The following is a 21,344-nucleotide window of genomic DNA, read 5'->3' as shown; positions in this document are numbered from 1 at the left end:
TGTAAACCCGCAACCGGTTTCCCCGCCAAGATTTCGCTACTACGACAAGAAATAACGCCGCCTTTGCCGGTTAAAACCCATCGGTCCGTGCAGGTTAACCAGCGTTTATGGCTATAATTTAATCATTCGTGCTTATTCTCCGGAGGAAATGCGATATCACTTCCTGTTATCATAGGCCGCTGAATTACGGCCGGGCATTTTCATAAAGATTTCGCAGCCCGGGATACTTCTTCGGAACTATCCGAAGTTAGCTTTGATAAGCGAGGTAAGGTTAGCCCGATTTGACGACTGATGTATAATTTGCCCCCTGAACTGTGTCCGCGTCGCCTGGACCGGCCTATGAGCCGCAGACCGCCGTTGGTTGCCTGGGGGCGAGAGGGTGCTCATCCCACAAGTTTATTTAACTAAATCAAGACCATAATCAATGGCCGATCTGGAAATTTGAGGAAAACATGTCTGCTCTATCTTGTTTTAAAGCTTATGACATCCGCGGGAAACTGGGTGCTGAGCTTAACGACGACATCGCTTATCGTATCGGCCGCGCTTATGGCGAGTTTTTGCACCCCCGCACCATGGTTCTGGGCGGCGATGTACGCCTGACCAGCGAATCACTTAAACATGCGTTGGCCGAAGGGCTGCGGGACGCTGGTACGGCAGTGCTGGATATTGGTGTGAGCGGTACGGAAGAAATCTATTTTGCGACCTTCCACCTTGGCGTAGACGGCGGTATCGAAGTGACAGCCAGTCATAATCCCATGGATTATAATGGCATGAAGCTGGTGCGCGACAAGGCTAAACCGATTAGTGGCGATACCGGTCTGCATGATATCCAGCGGCTGGCCCAGGAGAATAAATTTCCGCCGGTGGATGCGGCAAAAAGGGGCGGCTATAAAAAAATCGATATCCTTAATGATTATATATCGCATCTAATGGGTTATATCGATCCGAAAAATTTTGTTCGTCCTATGAAGCTGGTTGTTAACTCAGGCAATGGCGCAGCAGGGCGCGTTATCGACGGTATCGAAAACCGCTTCCGCCTCGCGGGTGTCCCTGTGGAATTTATTAAAGTTCATCATCAGGCGGATGGCAATTTCCCTAATGGGATCCCCAACCCGCTTTTACCCGAATGCCGTCAGGATACAACCGATGCGGTCAAACTTTCGGGTGCTGATTTTGGCATAGCGTTCGACGGTGATTTCGATCGCTGTTTCATGTTTGACGGCGATGGACGTTTCATTGAGGGCTATTATATTGTCGGCCTTCTGGCTGAGGCTTTCTTGAAAAAACAGCCTGGGGCGAAGATTATTCACGATCCGCGTCTCACCTGGAACACTATTGATATTGTTACCGGAGCCGGTGGCAAGCCGGTCATGTCCAAGACCGGCCACGCGTTCATTAAAGAACGCATGCGCAAGGAAGACGCTATTTATGGCGGAGAAATGAGCGCCCATCATTATTTCCGCGACTTCTCATATTGCGACAGTGGTATGATCCCCTGGCTACTGGTGGCGGAGCTGGTGGCGGTAAAAGGCCAGTCGCTGAGCGAACTGGTGAGTGATCGGATGCGGGCCTATCCGGCTTCCGGCGAGATCAATTTGAAATTGAATAATTCTCAGGCGGTTATTGCCGGCATTGAACAAAAATACGCTCCGACCGCGTTGCATATTGATAAAACCGATGGCCTGAGTCTGGAGTTTGCCCAGTGGCGTTTCAATCTAAGAACATCTAATACTGAACCCGTGGTGCGTTTGAATGTGGAGGCCAGAGGTGATGCGGCATTGATGGAAGCGAAGACCACTGAAATCATGACGTTGCTCAATGGTGACAGCCAATGCTGAACGGTCTGATCGGTGGCGTCGCCCGCTATCGAGGGTTCATTATAGACAGTATCAAGCGCGACTTTCAGTCCCGTTATCAGCGCAGCTTTTTGGGCGCGCTATGGCTCATTTTACAGCCGGTAGCGATGATTTCTGTTTATACCCTGATCTTTTCCGAATTGATGAAAGCAAAACTGCCGGATATCAGCGGTCCTTTTGCCTACAGTATTTATTTATGCTCAGGGGTGTTGACTTGGGGTTTATTTACCGAAACCCTGAATGGGCTGGTTAACATATTTCTTACCAATGCTAATATTTTAAAGAAGCTTAGCTTTCCACGTATTTGCTTACCGATAATTGTCTCGGCATCCGCTTTTATTAATTTTTTGATTATTTTCGGTTTATTTATTATTTTCTTGGTTTGTACAGGCAACTTTCCTGGCCTGGTGTTTTTTAATGTTATCCCCATATTATTATTGCAGATGGTGTTTGCCGTCGGGCTTGGTGTTATCTTGGGGGTCATGAATGTTTTTGTGCGCGATGTCGGTCAGTTTGTTAACATTATTTTGCAATTCTGGTTTTGGTTTACCCCTATCGTTTATGTTAGTAAAACCCTACCGGATTGGGTTAGAGAGGCATTGGTGTATAACCCTATGGCGGTGATTATCGGGTCTTATCAAAATATACTGCTCTATCATAAAAGCCCTGAATGGTTGACGTTGCTACCGGTAACGATTGTGTCTTTAGTGCTGTTTTTTATCGGTTGGCGTATGTTTAAGAAGCATTCGGCCGATATTGTGGATGAGTTATAATGACCATTATTTCCGTACATAATGTAGGCAAGGCCTACAAATATTACTCTTCCAAATGGTTGCGGCTGATAGAAAAACTTGATCCGGCAGCTAAGGAACGCCACCAAAAAAAATGGGTGCTCAAGGATATTTCTTTTTCTATTGAAGCCGGAGAGGCTGTAGGTATCGTTGGGGTTAACGGCGCCGGCAAAAGCACGCTGCTAAAATTACTAACCGGCACAACGCAGCCGACCTGCGGAGAGATTAACATCAATGGCAGAGTTGCGGCCTTGCTTGAATTAGGCATGGGCTTTCATCCAGACTTCACCGGACGCCAAAATGTCTATATGTCAGGTCTTATGATGGGGTATAACCGCAACGATATCAATAATCTGATGCCGGAAATCGAGAAGTTCGCCGATATTGGCGAATATATCGATCAGCCGGTACGCATCTACTCAAGCGGCATGCAAATGCGATTGGCCTTTGCCGTAGCCACCGCATCCCGTCCGGATATTTTGATCGTTGATGAAGCGCTCTCTGTCGGCGACTCGCGTTTCCAGGCGAAATGTTATGAACGTATTGCCGGTTACAAAAAACAAGGTACCACGTTGCTGTTGGTCTCCCATAGCGCGGGGGATATCGTTAAACATTGCGACCGCGCTATTTTTCTCAAAAATGGCTCCATTGAAATGGATGGACCTTCCCGCGATGTCACCAATCGTTATTTCGACGAATTGTTCGGCAAATCTGTTGCCAAAAATGGTGTCCCTGAGACTGCAGATAGCCCCGAGACGCTGTTTAGCCTCAATACGCCCACTGGCGATAACTTAGCCGATCTGTTTTCATCCCGTCACGGTTACCGCGCGGAAGAATACCGCTGGGGGCAGGGTGGTGCCAAAATTATAGATTACGATATTCGCGCGGGGGGTATTAGTTATCCCTCTAGTATTGAAAGCAATACTCAAACAGACTTTTATTTCAAAGTCGCTTTTGAGCAAGATTTTGATAATGTGGTTTTAGGTATTCTAATCAAAAGTCTCGAGGGGTTGTTTTTATATGGTAGCAATTCATATTTGAGTTCCCGCGGGCGCGTAACTACGATTTCAGTCAAAGCCGGCGATGTCAGGGTTTATAAATTCAGCTTTCCGATGAACCTGAATCAAGGTGATTATCTCTTATCCTGCGGCGTATCGTCCGGTCATCCTCAAGGGGAAGTCGTTCCCCTTGACCGTCGTTATGATTCGATAATACTGCATGTTGGACGGAATATTGAATTTTGGGGCGTAATTGACCTTGAATCAACATTCGAAATTTGTTAATTGGATCGAACCAGATGACAACGACAGAGAAACGCATACAGCTACTTGTGTCTGAGCTCCCCGAAGTATATCAGGCAATTTATGGTCACCCGGAATGTGCTCAGGAAGCGTCCAGGAATTGTTTTGATCGTTTAAAGGTTATCGATGGGGTGTATGAACACTTATCGGCAAAACTGGGGCGTCCGCTGCGGGTACTGGATTTAGGCTGTGCCCAGGGATTTTTCTGCTTAAGCCTGGCCGCCAAAGGCGCCAGTGTGAAGGGGATTGATTTCCAGCAGCAAAATATCGACTTGTGCCTCGCCCTGGCCGCGGAAAACCCTCAACTCAAGGTGTCGTTCGAGGTAGGGCGTATCGAGGATGTTATTGATGCGCTCTCGCCCGGTGATTATGACCTCGTTACCGGACTGAGCGTCTTTCATCATATCGTACATTTACACGGTGTGGATAAGGTCAAGGCCTGGTTGAAACGGCTGGCGGATTGCTCCGAGGCCCTTATACTGGAGTTGGCGCTGCGCGATGAACCGTTGTACTGGGGTCCCTCTCAGCCTGAAGATGCACGCGAACTCATCGCGGATTGCGCTTTTTATCATCAGTTGACAAGTTTCGATACTCATCTTTCGAGCATCACCCGTCCTTTATATGTTGTAAGTAATAAATATATCATCCTGGATGATATTTTTGCCCTCTTTACTGAGTGGCGCGACTGGCCCTATAAAGCGGCGCAGGGGGCCCATAAAGGAAGCCGGCGTTATTATTTTGGGCATGATTTTGTTTGTAAGGTTTTTAACTTTGATATTAAAGGCAGCAAACTTTCCGCTATGGAAAGCCAACGCAATCGTGATGAGATAGCCAGCGAAAGCGCTTTTTTAAAGCAACCGCCGGCGGGTTTTCCCGCACCGGAATTTCTTGGCGGTGGCATCAGCGAATACGATGGCTGGCTTATGATGGAGCGATTGTCTGGAGAGCTGTTGCTGGATTTATTGAGCCGCCGTGCGCCCCTCAATCATGAGACGCTGCTCAATTCTCTTTTGGTTCAACTTACCGCCCTCGAACAGGCCGGTTTGTATCATGATGATGTGCGTAGTTGGAATATACTGGTTAACGATAACAGTGAAGCGCGTCTGATCGATTTGGGTTCAGTCGCGACTGAAAAGACCGATTGCGTCTGGCCCCATGATCCTTTTCTGGCGTTTTTTATTCTGGTTAATGAAATATTTAACCCGCCGGAAATTAAAATTAATTTTTCCCGGCCCTTTGCGCTAAGCCCTTTTAACCTGCCGGAGCCGTATGATAATTGGCTGTACGCAGTGTGGCAGTTGCCTAAAGCACAATGGTCCTTCGAGACTATGCTGGCATTACTGCAATCACGCGTGTCTTTGCCTGCACCCACAACGGATAATTACGGTTTTAATCAATGGATTGCTGCGGTTGAAAGAGGGATGCAAATGTATCAAATACATTTACACGATATGGAACTATCGTTAGCTGAGCGCATTGATCAACAGGATGTCCGCGTCGAATTGCTGGCACAGGAAATGCGCAAGGGGATCGCCGAGTGTAAAACGGCTTTGGATGAACGGATCCCATTTGTTGATGAAATACTTGCTACGCTTCACAGTAATGGTGAAATGTCGGAGCAGAAAATTTTCGATTTGAGTCAAGAATATGCTTATATCCAACAGAAACTGGCCGAGAAAGAAAGCCTCAACGCAGCGCAAAGCGGCAAAGCCAGCGACAGTCTGCGCGATTTATTGACTGAAACACAAAATATCAACATGCGCTTTGCTGAGATGCTTACTGCTGCAGGGGAACGCAACGACAAACTAAGTGATATCATTGCTGGCGAAGAACAGCAAATCAAACAGTTATCGGCGATCAATCAGGATTTGGCCCATCGCCTTGAAGCGATAACCCAAAGTAACTCCTGGCGTTTCACATTCCCTTATCGCTACGCCGGCAACCAGTATCATTTGTTGCGCCAGTATGGCGCTAAGCAACGTAGCAAGCATGCCATCAGACGAATACTGAAAGCGGCATTTTACCGTATTCAACAGCGGCCGGTCATGAAATCCCGCTTGAGAATAATGCTTAATAAAATAGGAGCATATAATGCAGCGCTCCGTCTTTATCGCCGTATCTACCCCGAAGCTATCGAGCCGGTGATCGTTGAGCAGGCAATTAATAATGAAATCGTTAAAACGCAACTACAATCGCAGTTAATCGATCTAAAAAACGTGCCGCGGCAGGTACAAATTATATTCAATAAATTAAAAAACGATAATAAAGAAGGTTGATTAAATGCATATTCTTATTGACGTGCAGGGATTGCAAACACAAAGCAAATTTCGGGGTATAGGACGCAGTACTTTGGCCATGAGCCGGGCAATCATACGCAATGCCGGTGAAAATCGAGTAAGTATACTGGTTAACGGTATTTTTCCTATTGATAACATTGAAGAAACACGGCATCTTTATCAAGATATATTACCTGCCGAGGAAATATTTACTTTTTCAGCCCATGGACCAGTGGTCGCTTGCCATGCTGAAAATCAATGGCGTCATCAAACGGCGGAAGAGTGCCGTAATATTGCGATTGCCAACATTAATCCTGATATTGTTTTTGTTATCAGTTTCTTTGAAGGCCATGTTGATGACTATATTGTCTCTATTCCTGACTTTCCGGTAAAATGGCGTACCATTTGCGTATGCCATGATTTAATACCATACCTTAATAAAGAAGTGTATCTTGCTGACGCTAATTTCAGAGGCTTTTACCTTGAACGTTTGCATGAATATGAATATGCGGATGCGATTTTTGCGATTTCTAATTCTGCAGCTGATGAGGTTAAACGCTTCACGTCCATCGATCATAAACGAATTTTTAATATTTCATCAGCGGTTGAACCTGAATTTTGCCGCCTGGAGTTAGATAGCCAAGCCAGGGCCCGATTAAAAGAACGTTATAATTTACCCGATGAATATCTGCTTACGCTCGCTATGATCGAGCCGCGTAAAAACATTAATGCATTACTTCAGGCATTTGGCATGTTGTCCGAGGAATTGCGAGATCGTTATCCCTTGGTGATGGCGTGTAAGATCCGCCCCTACGATTTAGAACGTACGCTTGAGATGGTGGAAAAATATGGTATCAAGCCTAACCAAATTGTATTTACCGGCTATTTGCCTGATAGTGATTTGATAGCCTTATATAACACCTGTAAATTGTTTGTTTTCCCGTCGCTGCACGAAGGATTTGGGTTACCTCCCCTGGAGGCCATGAGTTGCGGTGCGGCCACGCTGAGCTCTAACGCTACCAGTTTGCCGGAAGTGATCGGCTGGTCAGAGGCGATGTTTGATCCAAATGATGTCAATGCCATTAAGGCAGTAATGGAACGCGCTCTGACGGATGAGGATTTTTTCTTGGCGCTTAAAAAGCATGCCCTGACCCAGTCTGGCTTGTTTTCATGGGATCGTACCGCCCATATTGCCTGGGATAGTTTTGCGCACATAATGAATACGCCAAAAATGTTTCGAGTCTTTGACGGCACGCCTGAGCAATCGACGGATGATATCCTTAATCGCATGATGTCGAAAACGCATCACCTCAGTGATACGGATAAACTCGGCACGGCATGGGCTATTGCACGCAATAATTTCAGCCAGCACCAGCGGCAATTAGCGATAGATGTATCACGCTTTTTGCAACCGCTTACCACAGCTGCAGCGCCGGCGCCGTTAGAAGCGCTGACGGCAAGCCTGCTGGCTGGCAATGTCCCTGGTTATCAGGTCAGGGCCATCAGTTGCAATGAGGCGGGATACTATCATTATGCAAATCGCTACCAGGCTGCTCATCAGGGGCATGATTGGGGGGATGATGAGCCCATTTTATTAAAAAAAGACGATATTGTGCTGGTCAACGTGCCGGCCAACGGCGTTTTTCCCCTGAATACTCAACAGTGGGATACGTTGAGGCGCGTCGGCACAACGGTTTATTGCCTTCTTCAGGAACAGGAGATTTTTATCAACGCTGCGGATGCCGATGCCGATGCCGACCGGCAGACGAACAACCGCCCTGTATTGAGCGCCCTGGCGAGGCATACCGACGGTATCATTTGTGCTTCTGATCATCAGGCCGATCAACTGCGGTTGTGGTTAAAGGAATGTGCTGAAGAGGTGATGGCAAACCCTTACCTTAACGTTTGCGCGTTGAATGCTGCCGGGCTTAACCTTCCGCAGGACACACGGCTGTTATTAAATAAACTGCCATTATTACGACCGGCTGGAAAATAAACAGCCACTGTACTGTCCCGCCAGTGGCTTAGGGCGCAGGCGGGAGTACGTTTAAATTCTATAGGGTGCGGGTATAAAGCGTATCGCATCGGTTTTGTATCCATAGATGAGAATGGAAATAATCATAGTGAAAATTATGTTTTCCACCGATGCCATCAAGTATCCCCTTACCGGGGTGTGCCGTTACGCGTTGGAATTACTGAAACAATTGCAACAAAGCAGTGCTATCAGTGAATTGAAATATTTCAACAACCTGAAGGTGGTCGATGCATTGCCCGATCATGCCGATAAAGCGCTGCCGTCGAGTCCGCTGAAAGAATGGCTAAAAAAACGTGCAACATTGATTGAAGTCTACCAGCATCTTTACCCTTTGATGCAAAAGAGAGCGTTGCGCGATTACCGCGATTATATTTATCATAGCCCGAATTACTATCTGCCCGCCGGCCTTGACCGCGCAGTAACCACGTTCCACGACATTTCGATTTTTACCTGCCCGCAATACCATCCCCGCGAGCGGGTTCGTTACATGCATAAAGCTATGCAGGCCAGCCTAAAGCGCGCCAGTCGCGTCATCACTGTGTCTGATTTTTCCAAACATGAACTAGCCAACTATTTTAATTACCCCAGTGAAAAAATCGATACGACCTATTTGGCCTGTAGCGCGGAATTTTATCCCAGGGAAAGCGCGCAGTTGCAGCCGCTGCTGACAAGGCTTGGCCTGACCGAGCAGGGATATACCCTGTTTACCGGCACCATCGAGCCGAGGAAGAATATCGCCACGCTGCTTACCGCCTATGAACGGTTGCCGCAAGAGGTAAGGATGCGCTATCCGTTGGTGCTTTGCGGCTACCAGGGCTGGGGCAGCGAGGAGGTGCATCGGCGCTTTGAACGTGGCCAGCGCCAGGGGTGGCTGCATTATTTAGGTTATCTCCCTAACCACGACCTGCCCTTATTATTTGCGGCGGCGCGGGTGTTTGCCTTTCCGTCACTATACGAAGGTTTCGGCCTGCCGGTGCTTGAGGCAATGGCCTCCGGGGTTCCCGTGGTCTGCTCCAACGCCGCCTCTTTGCCGGAAGTGGCCGGCGACGCCGCCAGTATGTTTGACCCGCTGGATGTGGACGCATTGACTCTGGCTCTTGGCACCAGCCTTGAAGATGAACATCAACGCGCGAGTGCGATAGCCGCCGGCCTGGCGCGCGCGCGGCAATTTTCATGGCAGCGTTGTGCTGCGGAAACGATTGAAGCCTACCGGAAGGTCTGAATCCTGTTATGTTGAAAATACTTCACCTTTATAAAACCTATTATCCCGATTCTTACGGGGGAATTGAACAGGTGATCTTCCAATTAAGTGAAGGGGCGTTTGCCAGCGGCATATCATCAACCGTTCTGGCGCTTAGTCCAAACGGGTCCAGTGATAGCAAGCCGTTTTACCGCCACCATGTCGCCTATAGCGCCATCAGCTGGCAGTTCGCTTCCACGCCTTTTTCCTATAAAGCGATTGGTCATTTTAAGGCCCTTGCCGCCGGGGCGGATATTATTCATTACCATTTTCCCTTTCCATTTATGGATATAATGCATTTTGTCGCCGGAATTAAAAAGCCGACTGTCGTGACCTACCATTCCGATATCGTCAAACAAAAGGCGATGCTGCAGCTTTACCGGCCGTTAATGAACCGTTTTCTGACCAGCGTTGACCGTATCGTGGCGTCATCGCCAAACTATGTGGACAGTAGCCCTGTTTTGCAGCGCTTTTTGCCTAAAATAAGCGTTATCCCCTTTGGTTTGGATCCGGCGTCGTATCCGCCGGCCAGGGATGAGCTGCTTGAGGCATGGCGATCCCGTATCGGCGGGCCTTTCTTTTTGTTCATCGGTGCGTTTCGTTATTACAAGGGCCTGCAAACTTTGTTGGTCGCGGCTAAAATCAGCGGTTATCCGGTGGTGCTGGTCGGCGTCGGTCCCATGGAAGGCGAGTTGAAGCAACAAGCGGCGCAACTGGGGCTGAGAAATATTCATTTTCTCGGTGCGCTGCCGGATAAGGATAAGATTGCTTTGCTTACGTTATGCTACGGTATCGTCTTTCCATCCCATCTGCGCTCAGAAGCCTTCGGTATTACTCTGCTGGAGGGGGCAATGTTTGCCAAGCCTATGATTACGTGCGAGATAGGTACCGGCACCACGTTTGTTAATATTCACCATGAGACCGGCTTGGCGGTTCGTCCTACCGATCCCGAGGAGTTGGCCGATGCCATGCGGCAGCTCTGGCATAATCCTGTACTGGCGCGGCGTTATGGCGACAACGCCCGGGAGCGTTTCGATGCGATGTTTACCTCGGCGAAAATGGTCGAGAGTTATATCAGTTTGTATCGTTCTTTACTGTAGACGTTTTCTGGCATGTCATACACGCTCGCGGCGGCAAGCCAGCCGCACCGTTATGTTGGCATGGAATGCGTAACGAACAGTGACTATCGCACCAATAACTACCCGTCGCCCGTAAAGCTGGGTTAACATATCATCCACATTTTATAACCTGCCGGCCAACGTGCGGCCGCAGGTGGTTCATACTTAAGACACATACTTCAGACAGGAGTTGCTTAATGTCCACACAACAGATCGGCGTAGTCGGTATGGCGGTAATGGGGCGCAATCTGGCGCTGAACATTGAAAGCCGCGGTTATAGCGTTTCCATCTTCAACCGTTCGCGCGAAAAGACGGAAGAAGTGATCGCCGAGAATGCCGATAAGAATCTGGTGCCTTACTACAGCCTGGAAGAATTTGTCAATTCACTGGAAAAACCGCGGCGCATCCTGCTGATGGTCAAAGCCGGCGAAGGCACCGATAAAACCATCGACTCGCTGAAACCCTACCTGGAAAAAGGCGATATCCTGATTGACGGCGGCAACACTTTCTATCGCGATACCATTCGCCGTAACCGCGAGCTGTCCGCGGAAGGGTTCAATTTTATCGGCACCGGCGTTTCCGGTGGTGAGGAGGGCGCCCTGAAAGGCCCTTCCATCATGCCCGGCGGGCAAAAAGCCGCTTACGACCTGGTGGCCCCGATACTGGAGAAAATCGCCGCGCGCGCCGAAGGCGAAGCCTGCGTGGCCTATATCGGTCCGGACGGCGCCGGTCATTATGTTAAAATGGTGCATAACGGCATCGAATATGGCGATATGCAGCTGATCGCGGAGGCGTATGCGCTGCTTAAGAATGCCCTGGGCCTGAGCAATGACGAGTTGGCCTCCACCTTCAGCGAATGGAACAAGGGCGAGCTGAATAGCTATCTGATCGACATCACCAAAGATATCTTCACCAAGAAAGATGAAGAGGGTAACTACCTGGTCGATGTTATCCTTGATGAGGCCGCCAATAAAGGGACCGGCAAATGGACCAGCCAGAGTTCGCTGGATCTGGGCGAACCGTTAAGCCTGATTACCGAGTCCGTGTTCGCCCGCTATCTGTCGTCGCTAAAAGATCAGCGCGTCGCCGCCGCGAAAGTATTGTCCGGTCCCGCGCCGCAAGCCTTTAGCGGTGATAAAAAAGAATTTACCGAGAAAGTCCGCCGGGCGCTCTATCTGGGTAAAATCGTCTCTTATGCCCAAGGGTTTTCCCAGTTGAAAGCCGCGTCGCAAGAAAATAACTGGAACCTGAACTACGGCGAGATCGCCAAGATCTTCCGTGCCGGTTGCATTATCCGCGCGCAGTTCCTGCAGAAAATCACCGACGCCTATGCCGAAAACGCCGACATCGCCAATCTGCTGCTGGCGCCTTACTTTAAAAAGGTGGCCGACGATTATCAGCAGGCGTTGCGCGACGTGGTGGCCTATGCGGTACAGCACGGCATTCCGACCCCGACCCTGTCGGCCGCCATCGCCTATTACGACAGCTATCGCTCGGCGGTATTGCCCGCTAACCTTATCCAGGCGCAGCGCGACTATTTCGGCGCGCATACCTATAAGCGCACCGACAAGGACGGCGTGTTCCATACCGAATGGCTGGAATAAGACTGCCCGGCAAACCACTGTGCTGGGTGCCGGTGTAAGCCGTCTGTAACCCGGCGGTGTAGGGCATAGGCACCGTCGTGATGTCATCGTAAACCGTCCGCGAAACCGGGCGGTTTTTTTATGTTTGCTTCCTGAAGAATCGAGGGGGGTTCTAGAATTAACTTCTGTCGCGCAGGCCGGATGCAAAGCGCCGCCGCATAGCGTAAATATACCTGCCGCTACCATAAAAAACGGGCTAACCTTGCCAATCATAAAGAGGAACATGCCATGCTGCGTTCGCTATTATGCTGTCATTCCCCAAGTGAGCCTGAATCTGTTGCCCCGCCGGGCGTTGCCAACGCGTTCTCATCCGGGAGCTGCATTCCCGGCGCGCTGGCACGGGGAATCAATGCCGTTGCCAACCGATGCTCCCAGGCGCTGCGCATGGCGCCGTCGCTTGAGGCCGCAGGCGAGGCGCGCCCGCAGGGCCTGGATACCTTATCCATGGAGCTTTTAACGCGTATCGGCCATTCTCTCTCGCCTGGGGATTTACTCAGATTATCCTGCGTTAATAAAACATTATATGAGCGGCTGAAAACGCAGCGGGATAGCATTATTCTAACCCGCAGCCTGGCGCGCCGGTGCGGTTATCCGCGTGTGAAAATGCTGATGGGCAGTGACGACACCCCGGGTGTCCTGGCCGCGTTTCCTCCTCACTACCAGCTGGCGCCGGTTTTGCGTATCATTGAAAGGGTGAGCCCGCCGGACGAGGCGGCGGCGGAATGGCTATATCAGCGTCTTAGCCAGATTATCGACGCCTGGCCGGATTCACTACAAAACCAGGGCTGGACGGCGCTCAGTTATTACCGCCTGCGGGGATTATCCGCCTGCGCCCTGGCCGATGCCTGCAAAGACCTGTTACGTAAGGGGCCGGTGCTGTCGACGGTATGCCGTGAGCATGTCGGCGAAAATATCCTTTACCATTTCAGGCTATTGCGGCAGCGGGATCGAGGTGAGATTATGCTGGGGTTGCTGGCGCTGACGGTAAGCTATCGCCGGCGGACCCGGGAAGCCATACTGGCAGAGCTGTCGCTTGACGTTCTTCATCTCTGCCCGGGGCATATATTACCGGCATTGGATGCATTGCTTGCGGCGGTATTAACCCTGCCCCTGGACGGAAGATTGAGGATCTTCCGTGAACTTAAGTATCAACTGCCCCATATTCTTTTGCCCAGGCTTAATCATCAGGTGGCAATCCGATTGATTAACGCATGGCGGTGTACTTAGGTATAAATGAATAATTAACCTATTCTACCATTTTTATGTCAAGAATACGCGAAAAGGTTGCCCCTTAATAAAGCCCTAAATGCAGTATCAATAGGTCGTGATAATGAAGTGAAAATACCTTAATCATTTTTCAACAAATTCATTAAACCGGATGAAAAAGAAGTGAATATTCAGGATAATTTTACTGCTTCCTGATAATTCGGAGTTATATTGCCACGGACTAATGAATAATAAAATTAATCGCAATAATCTGCGGTTTTTTGACGAAATAGCTTGTAAATATAATCCAAAAATGACGGAAGCATTACCCGTGGCGGCGGCCCGGTATCATAAATTCAAACCGATCGCGGTCGTTGTGCTCGGTGGAAAATAACACATCCGTAATGTTCTTAGACTGTGTTTTTTTGTGTCTCAATCATCAGGAGTATCAGATGCCAAGTTGGTTATACTGTTGCGGTTTTGGCCCCATCACGCGAAAGACGGATAATACCCTGATAGCCGGGCCGGCGCCAACGTCAGGGGGGTTCAGCGCGCTGTCGTTCGCGTCGAACCGCCATGGACCGCCGCTCAGTTTAGTTCCTTCTTATCCACACCCTTTGGATGCGGGATTCCCGGCCGTTCCTGAACTCAAGAACATTAAGGGCGATTCACCGCCTCCCAGCTACACACCGCCTCCCAGCTACAAAAAACTGTTCCCAGCCTCGCCTTCGCTGCGCGGCAGTTCAGAATCGGGCAGCGCCGCGCCATGAAGGCTAACGCCGCAGCCTTAACCATCGTAGCCGGCGCTGAAAGTGAATCTAGCCCGGTCACGACGGCGATGTTATCCATGCAGCAATGGCGCCGCCAAGGGATAAAGAGGCGTTTCATATTTGATTCAGATTTACCTGTCATATTGACGATTTGTTTAAAGTTAGCGCCGGATAATCATGCTGATAATGATTCAATTAACGAACGTATTTGCTCTAAGCATGCCAGGTAAACTTATCAGCAATATTTTTAGTTTAATATATTATAAATAAGGAGTTTACAATGATTTATGATAGTTTAGTTCCTAAAAGTAATGATGCACCTATTCAGCACAGTGTATCAACGAATTCAGACAATAATGCATTTTTTTCATCTCTGCGCGATAAGCTGACCGGGGTCGCCAATGCTTCCCAGCGGCCGTTGCCCGAGGGTCTGCTTGCGCGTATAGATAATAGCCGGGGAGGCGAAGATATCGATGAAGCATTATTTAATGATATTGGCGCTTATTTGCAAAGGGTAAGGAACGAATACCCGGATGACGCCACCCGTCCTGAAGCGGCCGCAGCTAATGATGCCGGCAATAAACCGGCCGGATCAGCGACCTCTTTTTCTTTGGGGCAAAAGGTATTGCGGGAAGCCTCGCGTATTCATGGTCAAATAAAATCGCTGGATAAAGAGAAGTTAAAACATGAAGCTAACCGTATTTTAGAGCAGATAGGGAAGGAAGCTGCGCGTATTGATGCATCGAAGATAGAAGGTGAAGCTAAGCGGTTTGAAAAACAGATTAGCAAGTTTTTTAAAAAGTGGTAACGATTCACCGCGGTTTTACATACCCCCGATCAATGAGCGGGGGCACATAATACGCCTTATCTGCCGCCGGGCGGCTTGCTGGAGCGGTTATTGATGCCGCTCGCGCAGCCGGCCGATAACCCGGCTTAAATCCAGATCCTGATCCTGCAGCAGCACCAGCAGGTGATAAACCAGGTCCGCCGCCTCGTTGGTCAGTTCTTCACGGTCGTGCACCGTGGCCGCCAGGGCGGTTTCCACGCCTTCTTCTCCCACCTTCTGGGCGATGCGTTTGGTGCCGCTGGCATACAGCCGGGCGGTGTAGGAGCTTTCCGGGTCGGCGGTTTTCCTTTGCGCCAGCAGGGTTTCCAGGTTATGCAGGAAACCCCAGTCGGTGGCGGCCGGATAAAAGCAGCTGCTGGCGCCGGTATGGCAGGTGGGGCCGTCGGGGTTGGCCAGGATCAGCAGGGTATCCCCATCGCAGTCGGGATAGATGCCCACCACGTGCAGGACGTTGCCGGAGCTTTCGCCCTTGGTCCACAGGCGCTGCTTGCTGCGGGAAAAAAAAGTCACCTTGCCGGTGTCCTCGGTTGCCTGCAGGGCCTGGGGGTTCATATACCCCATCATCAATACTTCACCGGAAATGGCGTGCTGGACAATGGCGGGCATCATTTGATTTGTTTTATCCCAATCCAACTGGTCGCGCTGCTGTGTGGTTAACATCTGATCTCTACTCCCTGTTGTGCGAGAAAGGTTTTTAACTCGCCAATATTAATTATCTGCTTATGGAATACCGAGGCCGCCAGCGCGCCGTCCACGTCGGCGTCGCGAAACGCCTCAAGGAAGTGTTCGGGCGCGCCCGCGCCGCCGGAAGCGATCAGCGGCACACGGCACAGCCCGCGGATCAGCCGGAGCTGTTTCAGGTCATACCCGTTGCGCACGCCGTCCTGGTTCATCATATTGAGCACAATTTCGCCGGCGCCGCGTTTTTGCGCTTCCGTCACCCAGTCGGGCGTTTCCCATGTCGTCACCCGGGTGCGGGTTTCGTCACCGGTATATTGATTGACCAGGTAACGATCGGTGCCGCCGTCATGCCAGGTGTCGACGCCGACCACGATGCACTGTACGCCGAACCGGTCCGCCAGGCGGCTTATCAGGTCGGGATCCGCCAGCGCCGGCGAGTTAATGGAAATCTTATCGGCGCCGAACGACAGGATACGGCCCGCCTGCTCCAGGGTTTTAATGCCGCCGGCGACGCAAAACGGGATATCAATCACTTCCGCTACCCGTTCCACCCAGCTCTGGTCCACCACACGATCGTCCGCGGAGGCGGTGATATCGTAAAATACCAGCTCGTCCGCGCCTTCCTCGGCATAACGCCGGGCCAGGGGCACGATATCGCCGATAATTTCATGATTACGGAACTGTACCCCTTTCACCACCTGGCCGGCGCGCACGTCCAGGCAGGGAATTATACGTTTTGCCAGCATGCGATAGCCTCCTCAACGGTAAATTTGTCTTCCAGCAGCGCGCGGCCGACGATCACGCCCTGGACGCCGGTGCCGCGCAGCCGGGCGATATCCTCCAGGCAGCCGATGCCGCCGGAGGATTGGAAGGCGATAGCGGGCCAGGCGCGGCAGATATCCTGGTAAAGCGCCACATTCGAGCCGCCCAGGGTGCCGTCGCGGGAAATATCGGTACAGAGTACGTGCTTGAGGCCGAAGGGCTGATACTCGCCAATCGCCTGCTCCAGGGTCATGCCGGAATTTTCCTGCCAGCCGCTGACCGCCACCTCGCGCTGTCCGTCACGGTCGATGCGTACGTCCAGGGCCAATACCAGGGCATCGGGACCAAAACGCTCAAACCAGCGCTGTACCTCGCGCGGCTGGCGGATGGCGGTGGAGCCCACCACCACGCGGGTGGCGCCGGCATCCAGCAATGCCGCCACATCCTCCGCCGTGCGGATGCCGCCGCCAATCTGCACCGGCGTGGGCCGAACGCCGGCCAGCAGGGTTTTCAGCAACGGGATCTGGCGGGCCGCGGGGTCTTTGGCGCCGGTAAGGTCCACCAGATGCAAAAGCTGCGCGCCCTGCCCGACATACTGCTGCAGACGGGCGAGGGGATCGCCGCCGTATTGGCGCTGGCGGCCGTAATCGCCCTGATGCAGCCGCACCACTTCGCCATTTATTAAATCCAACGCGGGAATAATCACCGTTTACATCTCCAGAAAATTCTTCAGCAGTTGAGCGCCCGCGGCGCCGGAGCGTTCAGGATGGAACTGCACGCCGAAAAAATTATCCTGCTCCACCGCCGCGGTAAACGGCTCGCCATAATGGGTCTGGGCTATGGTGGCGGCGCACAGGGGCATGGCGTAGCTATGGACAAAATAGAAGTAGCTGCCGTCGCCGATGCCGCGAAACAGCCGGTTGTCATGATGGGGATGCACCTGGTTCCAGCCCATATGGGGCAGGGGCAGGCCAAAATCGGTCATTTTGTCGATCGGGGCGTCGATAATGCCAAGCGTCGTGATGCCGCCGTTCTCGGCGCTTTCGCGGCCCAGCAACTGCATGCCGAGGCAGATGCCCAATACCGGCTGGGTGCAGGCCTTGATAAGCTCAATCAGGCCGCGCTCACGCAATTGATCCATCGCCGCCCGGGCGGTGCCGACGCCGGGCAGGAACAGCTTGTCCGCATGCAGCACGATATCGGTATCGCGGCTGACCATGGGCTGGTAGCCGAGCCGGCGCACCGCGGCGGTAACCGAGAACAGATTGGCGCAACCGGTATCAAGTATCACGACCTTCATCACAGCACTCCTTTCGAACTGGGCAGGGTGTTGCCTTGCACGCGGATAGCCTGGCGCAGCGTGCGGCCAAAGACCTTGAACAGGCTTTCGACGCGGTGATGATCGTTTTTGCCTTTGGTTTTCAGGTGTAGGGTGCAGGCCATGGCATAAGACAGCGAGCGGAAAAAGTGCTCGACCATTTCAGTGCTTAAATCACCGACGCGCTGATAAGTATACTCCGCTTTATATTCCAGGTGCGGGCGCCCGGATATATCCAGCGCGCAGCGCGCCAGGCATTCGTCCATCGGCAGCATATAACCGAACCGGCCGATGCCGCGTTTATCCCCCAGCGCCTGGTTAATCGCCTCGCCGAGCGCCAGGGCGGTATCTTCCACCGTATGGTGATCGTCGATATACAAATCGCCCTTGACCGCGATATTCATGCGAAAACCGCCGTGGGTGGCGATCTGATCCAGCATGTGGTCGAAAAAGCCGACGCCGGTATTGATCTTGCTGCCCCCCTCGCGATCCAGCCAGACCTGCACATCGATATCCGTCTCCTTGGTGACGCGCTTGACGTGGGCATGGCGATCGCGGCGGGTGAGCAGGTCGGCAATCGCCTGCCAGCCCAGGGTCTCGGAGTGATAGCGCAGCCCATTGATGCCCATATTATGCGCCAGCGCGATATCGCTTTCGCGATCGCCAATCACGTAGCTATTGGCGGTATCGATGCGGCCGTCCTCCAGGTAGCCGGTTACCAGGCCGGTGAGCGGCTTGCGGCAGTCGCAGCCGTCAGACGGCAGGTGGGGGCAAATCAGCACGTCGTCAAACACGATGCCCTGGGAGCGGAAAATCTGCATCATCAGGTTATGCGGCGCATCGAAATCCGCCTGGGGAAAGCTGGCGGTGCCCAGGCCGTCCTGGTTGGTGATCATGACCAGGCGAAAACCGGCCTTTTGCAGATCCAGCAGCGCGGGAATAACGTTGGGTTCCAGGGCCAGCTTATCCAGGCGATCCACCTGAAAATCTTCCGGCGGCTCGCTTATCAGGGTGCCGTCGCGATCGATAAACAGCAGTTTCTGGCTCACATGGCCTCCTTGCGGGAAACGTCGACGTCGCTGCGCAGCGCGCGCAGGGCGTTAACCACCCGCTCGCATTCGCCGCGGGTACCGATGGTAATGCGCAGACAGTCCCGCAGGCCGGGCTGGGCGCTCTGGTTGCGCAGGATAATGCCCTGATCCCACAATGCCTTGAAGGCGCCGCTTGCCGGGTCAAAGCGCGCCAGCAGGTAGTTGCTGGCGCTGGGATAGACGTCCAGCACGCAAGCGCATTCCAGCAGGGCCGCGGCCAGCCATTGGCGGGTGGCGGCGATCTCCGCCACCCGGGCGCGCATCAGCGCCAGTCCGTCGGCGCTGAGAGCCTGTTCGGCGATATCCGCCACCGGCAGCGGCAAAGGGTAGGGGGCAATCACTTTTAATAGCAGCTGGATCACGTCCGCGCCGGCCAGGGTGAAGCCGCAGCGCAGCCCGGCCAGGGCAAACGCCTTGGACAAGGTGCGCAGGATAACCAGATGCGGGTAGTCGGCCAGCCAGCCGGCCAGCGTCGCCTGCGGGCAAAACTCGATATAGGCCTCATCGGCCACCACCAGCGCGCGTCCCCGGGCCGCTTCCAGCAGGCGCTTGATATCGTCCGGGCGGATAATATTGCCGGTGGGATTATTGGGGCTGCAGATATAAACCAGCTTGACGCCATCCATCTGCGCCTCGATGGCCGGCAGATCCAACTGCCAGTCGTCGCGCGCCGGCACGGTGCGCCGGGCTACGCCGAAGGTTTCGGCGCTGACGCTGTACATGCCGTAGGTGGGCGGACAAAACAGGATGGCATCCCGGCCCGGCTCGCAAAACGCGCGGATCAGCAGTTCGATGGCTTCATCGGCGCCGCGGCAGGCCAATACCTGATCCGGCTGCAGCCCCGCATAGGCGGCGTAACTGTTAATGACCCCCGCCGGCTGGCAGTCGGGATAGCGGTTGAGGTTGCCGGGACGCGGTTCAATCGTCGGGGGCAGCGGATATTCATTGGCGTTAAGCCAGACATCCCCTTTGCCGCCGAGGCGGCGCGCCGATTGGTAAGGCTCGAGCGCCAGTACATTGGCGCGCGCCAGTTGGCTGATGGACATTATTGCTCCTTATCGGCCGTTAACGGCGCAGGGGTGGATGAGGCGGCCTGGGCCTGGTTGAGCGCGGCGACACGCAGCGTAACGGCGTTTTTATGTGCGGTGAGCTGCTCCGCCTGCGCGAGGATCTCAATAGTGGGGGCCAGCCCCAGCAGGCCCTGCGGCGTCAGCGCCTGTACCGTCATGCGTTTTTGGAAGTCCGCCAGGCCCAGGCTGGAATAGGTGTTGGTATAGCCATAGGTCGGCAGGACATGATTGGTGCCGGAGGCATAGTCGCCGGCGGATTCCGGCGACCAGTCGCCCAGGAACACCGAGCCGGCATTGGTGATGTCGGCCACCAGGCTTTCGGCGTCCCGGGTCTGGATAATCAGATGCTCAGGCCCGTAGCGGTTGCTGATGGCCACGCATTGGGCCAGGTCGCGGGCTATGATCAAGCGGCTGGCGCTGAGCGCCTGACGAGCGATGGCGGCGCGGGAAAGCAGGGCAAGCTGTGCGTCCGTTTCCAGCGCCACGGCTTCGGCGATGGCCGCGTCGGGGGTCAGCAGGATCACCTGCGAATCCGGGCCGTGCTCCGCCTGCGAGAGCAGGTCGGCGGCGATAAACGCCGGCGTGGCGCCGCTGTCGGCGATAACCAGCACTTCGGACGGACCGGCGGGCATATCAATGGCGGCCCCGCCGGCGCGTTGGCTTATCTGGCGCTTGGCCTCGGTCACCCAGGCGTTGCCGGGACCGAAGATTTTATCCACTTTCGGAATCGATTCGCTGCCGAACCCCATGGCGGCGATGGCCTGGGCGCCGCCCACCTGGAAGACGTCCTGCACGCCGCATAGTTGCGCCGCATAGAGGATTTCATCGGCAATCGGCGGCGGCGAACAGAGGATCACCCGGCGGCAGCCGGCGATGCGCGCGGGCGTGGCCAGCATCAATACCGTCGAGGGCAGCGGCGCGGAGCCGCCGGGAATATAGAGACCCACCGACGCCACGGGACGGGTGAGCTGGCGGCAGCGCACGCCGGGCTGCGTTTCCACATCCACCGGCGGCAGCTGCTGGGCGCGGTGGAAGCAGTCGATATTGGCCACCGCCGTCGCCATGGCCTGTTTTACCGCGGGCGACAGGCGATCGGCGGCCTGGCGGATGGCCAGATCGCTGACGCGTAATTCCGCCGTGGCGATATGGTCGAACCGCAGGTTAAACGCTTTGATGGCCTGGTCGCCGCCCTGGCGGACGCTATCGATAATCTCGCCGACGGCGCTGCTGATGCGATCGGACTCCGCCACCGCGGGACGGGCCAGCAACGCGGCCTGTTGGCCGGCCGAGCAGTCGTCCCAGCGTACCGGCGTGGAAAAAGGGGAGGTGGTCATCGGCC

General features: G+C 53.3%; 18 protein-coding genes. 11 read left to right on the top strand and 7 right to left on the bottom strand.

Annotated elements, in window-relative coordinates; translation table 11 throughout:
* The first annotated feature begins 452 nt into the window (after positions 1–452).
* The 11 genes from cpsG to ACL2XQ_RS16885 all read left to right on the top strand — a co-directional run bounded on the left by cpsG (position 453) and on the right by ACL2XQ_RS16885 (position 15,044).
* On the top strand, positions 453–1,838 hold the full coding sequence (cpsG, locus tag ACL2XQ_RS16935) for a phosphomannomutase CpsG (RefSeq protein WP_413723241.1): 1,386 nt from the start codon (positions 453–455) through the stop codon (positions 1,836–1,838).
* On the top strand, positions 1,832–2,629 hold the full coding sequence (locus tag ACL2XQ_RS16930) for an ABC transporter permease (protein WP_413723240.1): 798 nt from the start codon (positions 1,832–1,834) through the stop codon (positions 2,627–2,629). Before cpsG ends, ACL2XQ_RS16930 begins: the two co-directional genes overlap by 7 nt.
* Positions 2,629–3,930 (top strand): ABC transporter ATP-binding protein, encoded by a 1,302-nt coding sequence (locus ACL2XQ_RS16925; protein WP_413723239.1) that lies wholly within the window; start codon positions 2,629–2,631, stop codon positions 3,928–3,930. The genes ACL2XQ_RS16930 and ACL2XQ_RS16925 overlap by 1 nt, the downstream gene beginning before the upstream one ends.
* A gap of 14 nt (positions 3,931–3,944) precedes the next feature.
* Entirely contained in the window at positions 3,945–6,224 is a 2,280-nt protein-coding gene (locus ACL2XQ_RS16920; RefSeq protein WP_413723238.1) for a methyltransferase domain-containing protein, read from the top strand.
* A gap of 4 nt (positions 6,225–6,228) precedes the next feature.
* A complete protein-coding gene (locus ACL2XQ_RS16915) occupies positions 6,229–8,220 on the top strand; it encodes a glycosyltransferase family 4 protein (RefSeq protein ID WP_413723237.1) in 1,992 nt (663 codons plus the stop codon).
* 127 nt (positions 8,221–8,347) lie between these two features.
* The gene (locus ACL2XQ_RS16910; RefSeq protein WP_413723236.1) at positions 8,348–9,481 is read left to right on the top strand and encodes a glycosyltransferase family 4 protein; all 1,134 of its coding nucleotides are present in this window, start codon (positions 8,348–8,350) and stop codon (positions 9,479–9,481) included.
* Between the two features lie 8 nt (positions 9,482–9,489).
* Positions 9,490–10,599, top strand: coding sequence for a glycosyltransferase family 4 protein (locus ACL2XQ_RS16905; protein ID WP_413723235.1), 1,110 nt, complete (start codon positions 9,490–9,492; stop codon positions 10,597–10,599).
* 215 nt (positions 10,600–10,814) lie between these two features.
* A complete protein-coding gene (gene gndA / locus ACL2XQ_RS16900; RefSeq protein WP_413739478.1) occupies positions 10,815–12,221 on the top strand; it encodes an NADP-dependent phosphogluconate dehydrogenase in 1,407 nt (468 codons plus the stop codon).
* A 267-nt stretch (positions 12,222–12,488) separates the two neighbouring features.
* Positions 12,489–13,487, top strand: coding sequence for a hypothetical protein (locus ACL2XQ_RS16895; RefSeq protein WP_413739477.1), 999 nt, complete (start codon positions 12,489–12,491; stop codon positions 13,485–13,487).
* Positions 13,488–14,232: 745 nt separating this feature from the next.
* Positions 14,233–14,466, top strand: a complete 234-nt coding sequence (locus tag ACL2XQ_RS16890; protein WP_413728025.1) for a hypothetical protein — start codon at positions 14,233–14,235, stop codon at positions 14,464–14,466.
* A gap of 50 nt (positions 14,467–14,516) precedes the next feature.
* The gene (locus ACL2XQ_RS16885; protein WP_413732443.1) at positions 14,517–15,044 is read left to right on the top strand and encodes a hypothetical protein; all 528 of its coding nucleotides are present in this window, start codon (positions 14,517–14,519) and stop codon (positions 15,042–15,044) included.
* An 87-nt stretch (positions 15,045–15,131) separates the two neighbouring features.
* Here ACL2XQ_RS16885 and hisIE read toward each other — a convergent pair whose 3' ends face one another.
* The 7 genes from hisIE to hisD are packed head-to-tail and all read right to left on the bottom strand — an operon-like array spanning position 15,132 to position 21,339.
* On the bottom strand, positions 15,132–15,743 hold the full coding sequence (gene hisIE, locus ACL2XQ_RS16880) for a bifunctional phosphoribosyl-AMP cyclohydrolase/phosphoribosyl-ATP diphosphatase HisIE (protein WP_410014384.1): 612 nt from the start codon (positions 15,741–15,743) through the stop codon (positions 15,132–15,134).
* Positions 15,737–16,510 (bottom strand): imidazole glycerol phosphate synthase subunit HisF, encoded by a 774-nt coding sequence (gene hisF, locus ACL2XQ_RS16875; protein ID WP_413739476.1) that lies wholly within the window; start codon positions 16,508–16,510, stop codon positions 15,737–15,739. The genes hisIE and hisF overlap by 7 nt, the downstream gene beginning before the upstream one ends.
* Positions 16,492–17,232: a 1-(5-phosphoribosyl)-5-[(5-phosphoribosylamino)methylideneamino]imidazole-4-carboxamide isomerase gene (gene hisA / locus ACL2XQ_RS16870; protein WP_413728027.1), complete on the bottom strand. Its 741-nt coding sequence runs from the start codon at positions 17,230–17,232 to the stop codon at positions 16,492–16,494. The genes hisF and hisA overlap by 19 nt, the downstream gene beginning before the upstream one ends.
* 3 nt (positions 17,233–17,235) lie before the next feature.
* Positions 17,236–17,826, bottom strand: coding sequence for an imidazole glycerol phosphate synthase subunit HisH (hisH, locus tag ACL2XQ_RS16865; RefSeq protein ID WP_413739475.1), 591 nt, complete (start codon positions 17,824–17,826; stop codon positions 17,236–17,238).
* A complete protein-coding gene (gene hisB, locus ACL2XQ_RS16860) occupies positions 17,826–18,893 on the bottom strand; it encodes a bifunctional histidinol-phosphatase/imidazoleglycerol-phosphate dehydratase HisB (protein ID WP_413739474.1) in 1,068 nt (355 codons plus the stop codon). The genes hisH and hisB overlap by 1 nt, the downstream gene beginning before the upstream one ends.
* Complete coding sequence (gene hisC, locus ACL2XQ_RS16855; protein WP_410014389.1) at positions 18,890–19,981, bottom strand: histidinol-phosphate transaminase; 1,092 nt, start codon at positions 19,979–19,981, stop codon at positions 18,890–18,892. The genes hisB and hisC overlap by 4 nt, the downstream gene beginning before the upstream one ends.
* Positions 19,981–21,339: a histidinol dehydrogenase gene (gene hisD / locus ACL2XQ_RS16850; RefSeq protein WP_410014390.1), complete on the bottom strand. Its 1,359-nt coding sequence runs from the start codon at positions 21,337–21,339 to the stop codon at positions 19,981–19,983. Before hisD ends, hisC begins: the two co-directional genes overlap by 1 nt.
* Positions 21,340–21,344: the final 5 nt, after the last annotated feature.

Origin of the sequence: Sodalis sp. RH14 (genome assembly GCF_047324285.1) — a bacterium.
GTDB lineage: Bacteria > Pseudomonadota > Gammaproteobacteria > Enterobacterales > Enterobacteriaceae > Acerihabitans.
This window is presented reverse-complemented; position numbering and strand designations above follow the sequence as displayed.

Bases quoted from the DNA above. Each gene is read 5' to 3' on its own strand.
- cpsG (WP_413723241.1), top strand. From the start codon at position 453: ATGTCTGCTCTATCTTGTTTTAAAGCTTATGACATCCGCGGGAAACTG.
- ACL2XQ_RS16930 (WP_413723240.1), top strand. From the start codon at position 1,832: ATGCTGAACGGTCTGATCGGTGGCGTCGCCCGCTATCGAGGGTTCATT.
- ACL2XQ_RS16925 (WP_413723239.1), top strand. From the start codon at position 2,629: ATGACCATTATTTCCGTACATAATGTAGGCAAGGCCTACAAATATTAC.
- ACL2XQ_RS16920 (WP_413723238.1), top strand. From the start codon at position 3,945: ATGACAACGACAGAGAAACGCATACAGCTACTTGTGTCTGAGCTCCCC.
- ACL2XQ_RS16915 (WP_413723237.1), top strand. From the start codon at position 6,229: ATGCATATTCTTATTGACGTGCAGGGATTGCAAACACAAAGCAAATTT.
- ACL2XQ_RS16905 (WP_413723235.1), top strand. From the start codon at position 9,490: ATGTTGAAAATACTTCACCTTTATAAAACCTATTATCCCGATTCTTAC.
- gndA (WP_413739478.1), top strand. From the start codon at position 10,815: ATGTCCACACAACAGATCGGCGTAGTCGGTATGGCGGTAATGGGGCGC.
- ACL2XQ_RS16895 (WP_413739477.1), top strand. From the start codon at position 12,489: ATGCTGCGTTCGCTATTATGCTGTCATTCCCCAAGTGAGCCTGAATCT.
- ACL2XQ_RS16890 (WP_413728025.1), top strand. From the start codon at position 14,233: ATGAAGGCTAACGCCGCAGCCTTAACCATCGTAGCCGGCGCTGAAAGT.
- ACL2XQ_RS16885 (WP_413732443.1), top strand. From the start codon at position 14,517: ATGATTTATGATAGTTTAGTTCCTAAAAGTAATGATGCACCTATTCAG.
- hisIE (WP_410014384.1), bottom strand. From the start codon at position 15,743: ATGTTAACCACACAGCAGCGCGACCAGTTGGATTGGGATAAAACAAAT.
- hisF (WP_413739476.1), bottom strand. From the start codon at position 16,510: ATGCTGGCAAAACGTATAATTCCCTGCCTGGACGTGCGCGCCGGCCAG.
- hisH (WP_413739475.1), bottom strand. From the start codon at position 17,826: ATGAAGGTCGTGATACTTGATACCGGTTGCGCCAATCTGTTCTCGGTT.
- hisC (WP_410014389.1), bottom strand. From the start codon at position 19,981: ATGTCCATCAGCCAACTGGCGCGCGCCAATGTACTGGCGCTCGAGCCT.
- hisD (WP_410014390.1), bottom strand. From the start codon at position 21,339: ATGACCACCTCCCCTTTTTCCACGCCGGTACGCTGGGACGACTGCTCG.